We start from the raw sequence: 3,127 nt of genomic DNA, 5'->3' as shown, positions 1-3,127 counted from the left end.
TTTCTGACCAAAATGAACTTACTATTGACGGTAAAGATTATATTTTCACTACCAATGAAATCGTTTTTTTAACAGAGTTTCATCGAGTTAAAGTAAACAAAGCAGGACCCTTACGTTTTTTACGGTTTAATCGACCTTTTTACTGCATTCTAGACCATGATGGGGAAGTGGGTTGTAAAGGGGTTTTGTTTTTTGGAGCTTCACAACTACCTGTTATCCAAATCCCTGAAGCTGAACTCGAAAAATTTGATACCCTTTGGAATATGTTTACCATCGAAATGCAGTCAGACGACAACTTGCAAATCGATATGCTGCAAATGATGCTGAAAAGATATTTAATCCTCAGCACCCGATTATACAAAAACCAAGCACACTATCCAGCTGAAAAGGCTGATGTGGATATCATTAGAGACTTTAACTTTCTAGTGGAAAAATATTTTAAAACAAAGCATACAGTGGCCGAATATGCTGAATTGTTAAACAAATCCGCAAAAACACTCTCCAATGTTTTCTCCAAGGTAGGCACCAAAAGCCCACTTCAATATATACAGGATCGAAAAGCACTTGAAGGCCGCAGGTTATTACATTATACAAATATGCCCATAAAGGAAATTGCTTACACCATTGGCTATGAGGATGTACAAACCTTCAGTCGTTTTTTCAAGAAAAGAGAGGGTGTTTCTCCCAAGGAATTTAGAAATAATGCGATTGAAAAAGTGAAAGATTCAGATGTGAATAAAGATTTAATGAAATAAGGAAAGAGAACCTCTAAATAAAAGCTAATTAATAACTTTAAAGTAAATCCTAGTTCTCAAAGTAGCATTTTTTTATTTCATGCCAGCATCAATGTGCAAACAAGCAAAAGCGAAAGATAACGGAAATCTCATTTGAAAAAGAATAGGGAATAATTGCCAACTGATAGGGAAATGTTTCCTACCCACCCCCACCTCCTACTCTTCATCTTTGTAATGTTAATTTAATGATGACTTTTAAACTAGACAAGATGAAAAATTCAATGATGTTAATAGCAGGACTATTTACAGCCTTTACAACTGTTTTTGCCCAACTACCCGATCCTGGTTTTACAATAGATAGTAATACAGCTATTGTCATCACCGATCCTCAAAATGATTTCTTAAGCCCAAATGGGGTCGCCTGGGGAGTGGTAGGTGAAAGTGTACAAGAAAACAATACAGTGGCCCATATTGAAGCTTTATTCAAGGTGGCTAAACAAAAGAACATCACTGTTTTTGTTTCCCCTCACTATTACTATCCACATGATCATACCTGGAAAATAGAGGGTGCTTTAGAAACCCTCATGCATAACATCAAAATGTTTGACAGGACAGATGCCTTGTCCACCCAAGGCTTTGAGGGCTCAGGTGCAGACTGGTTAGATAAATACAAAAAGTATATTAATGAAGGTAATGTGATTGTTACCAATCCACATAAAATCTATGGACCTGAATCTAATGATCTAGCCTTGCAACTCCGAAAACACGGTTTTAACAAAGTGATACTAGCGGGTATGTCTGCCAATTTATGTACAGAGTCCCATATGAGGGATTTGGTGGAAGAAGGGTTTGAAGTATCTGTGGTCAAAGATGCTACAGCTGGGGCTATTTTACCTGGTATGAATGCATACGAAGCGGCTTTAATTAACTTTCGAATGATTGCCAGCCATGTTTTTTCTACCGAAGAGGTAGTAAAGCTTTTGAAAAAACTCTAAAACTATTGAAGGAACTTTTTTTAGATCCATTTTCTAAGGAGAAACAAATCTTCAAAGTGCTAATCAACAGGTTAGCACTTTTTTTGTATTCACCGTGTAGAAAGGTATCCTAAATAGATTAAAAAGAAATTAAAGAGAAAAATAAAAGACGAAAATCCTTAAGGTTTACCTCCCTTTTCTATACTCCTATTCAAACAACACGATTCTAATCCCTCCTCAAAAAAGAAAAAATCTCATGCAGAGGAAAAATTGCCAACTCTTCAGGAATTTTTACCTAACCATCCGGCTTCAATATGGTCCATATTTGTATTGTTAATTTAATTAAAAAACTAATCATAAAAAGTCATGGCAAATTTTAAAGTCCCAACAAGAGAAGAAGTTAGCAAAAGTAATCAGGCCATTTTTGATAACCTTAAAAAAGGCATAGGCTTTGTTCCAAATTTATATGCTTATTATGCGAAAAATGAGACTGCTTTGGCCGATTATTTATCTCTTAACAACCGAAAGAGTACCTTAAGTGCGAAGGAAAAAGAAGTGATCAATCTAGTCACTAGTCAGATCAATGATTGTCGCTATTGCCAATCAGCCCACACTGCTCTGGGTAAGATGAATGGGTTTAGTGAAGATCAAATATTAGAACTTCGAAGTGGATCAGCCTCCTTCGATAGAAAATTAGATGCACTGGTAAAATTGACTGCCGCTGCAGTAGAAAACAAAGGGAAAGTAAGTGAAGAACTAAAAGAGGCCTTCTTCAACCAAGGTTATAATGAGGCCAATTTAATAGATGTGGTCATGCTTATAGGGGATAAAACCATAAGCAACTTTATTAACAATCTAACGGATCTTCCTATTGACTTTCCTTTAGCTGATGAATTGTCAACAAAAACTGTATAGTTATGGCTACAAAGATTAATATAAAGAACCTCCCCACGGGGTACCAATCGATCATAACCAATGGGAAACACACCATTATAGGAGATGAGCCTATCAAAAGTAAGGGTACAGACCTGGGTTTGGCACCGGGAGAATTAGTTTTAGCTGGTCTGGCCATGTGTAAAGTGGCAACGGTTCGCTACATTGCCCGCCAAAAGAAATGGGACATTAGGGATGTGGATGCCCAATTGGAACAAACCGTAAAGCGGGAAGAAAATGGAAAACTTTCTACCCACGTGCAAGTAGCCTTAAAAATTGAGGGTGATATTACGGAAGAACAGAAACATGAATTATTAAAACAAGCGGATAATTGCTATATCCATCGGATGATAAATGGAGACTGGGATATAGAATCGGCAGTTGAGATGGAGGAGTCAACTGTTGAGACCCAATAATAACCAAAAATAATCATTTGATAAGAATACCCACCAAAGACAGGTTATAGGACTTTATCTATAATCTGTC

Annotated in this window: 4 protein-coding genes; all 4 read left to right on the top strand. The window is 36.7% G+C overall.

From position 1 onward, the window contains the following. A partial coding sequence (locus tag E1171_RS03940; RefSeq protein WP_155204299.1) for a helix-turn-helix domain-containing protein occupies nucleotides 1-755 on the top strand: 755 nt, incomplete at its 5' end. A gap of 248 nt (nucleotides 756-1,003) precedes the next feature. Continuing rightward, complete coding sequence (locus E1171_RS03935) at nucleotides 1,004-1,729, top strand: cysteine hydrolase family protein (protein ID WP_155204297.1); 726 nt, start codon at nucleotides 1,004-1,006, stop codon at nucleotides 1,727-1,729. Nucleotides 1,730-2,074: 345 nt separating this feature from the next. Continuing rightward, on the top strand, nucleotides 2,075-2,623 hold the full coding sequence (locus tag E1171_RS03930; RefSeq protein ID WP_155204296.1) for a carboxymuconolactone decarboxylase family protein: 549 nt from the start codon (nucleotides 2,075-2,077) through the stop codon (nucleotides 2,621-2,623). A gap of 2 nt (nucleotides 2,624-2,625) precedes the next feature. After that, a complete protein-coding gene (locus tag E1171_RS03925; protein ID WP_155204295.1) occupies nucleotides 2,626-3,057 on the top strand; it encodes an OsmC family protein in 432 nt (143 codons plus the stop codon). Nucleotides 3,058-3,127 lie beyond the last annotated feature (70 nt).

It is taken from the genome of Xanthovirga aplysinae (genome assembly GCF_009711365.1).
Taxonomy (GTDB): Bacteria; Bacteroidota; Bacteroidia; order Cytophagales; family Cyclobacteriaceae; genus Xanthovirga; species Xanthovirga aplysinae.
This window is presented reverse-complemented; position numbering and strand designations above follow the sequence as displayed.

Bases quoted from the DNA above. Each gene is read 5' to 3' on its own strand.
- E1171_RS03925 (WP_155204295.1), top strand. From the start codon at position 2,626: ATGGCTACAAAGATTAATATAAAGAACCTCCCCACGGGGTACCAATCG.
- E1171_RS03930 (WP_155204296.1), top strand. From the start codon at position 2,075: ATGGCAAATTTTAAAGTCCCAACAAGAGAAGAAGTTAGCAAAAGTAAT.
- E1171_RS03935 (WP_155204297.1), top strand. From the start codon at position 1,004: ATGAAAAATTCAATGATGTTAATAGCAGGACTATTTACAGCCTTTACA.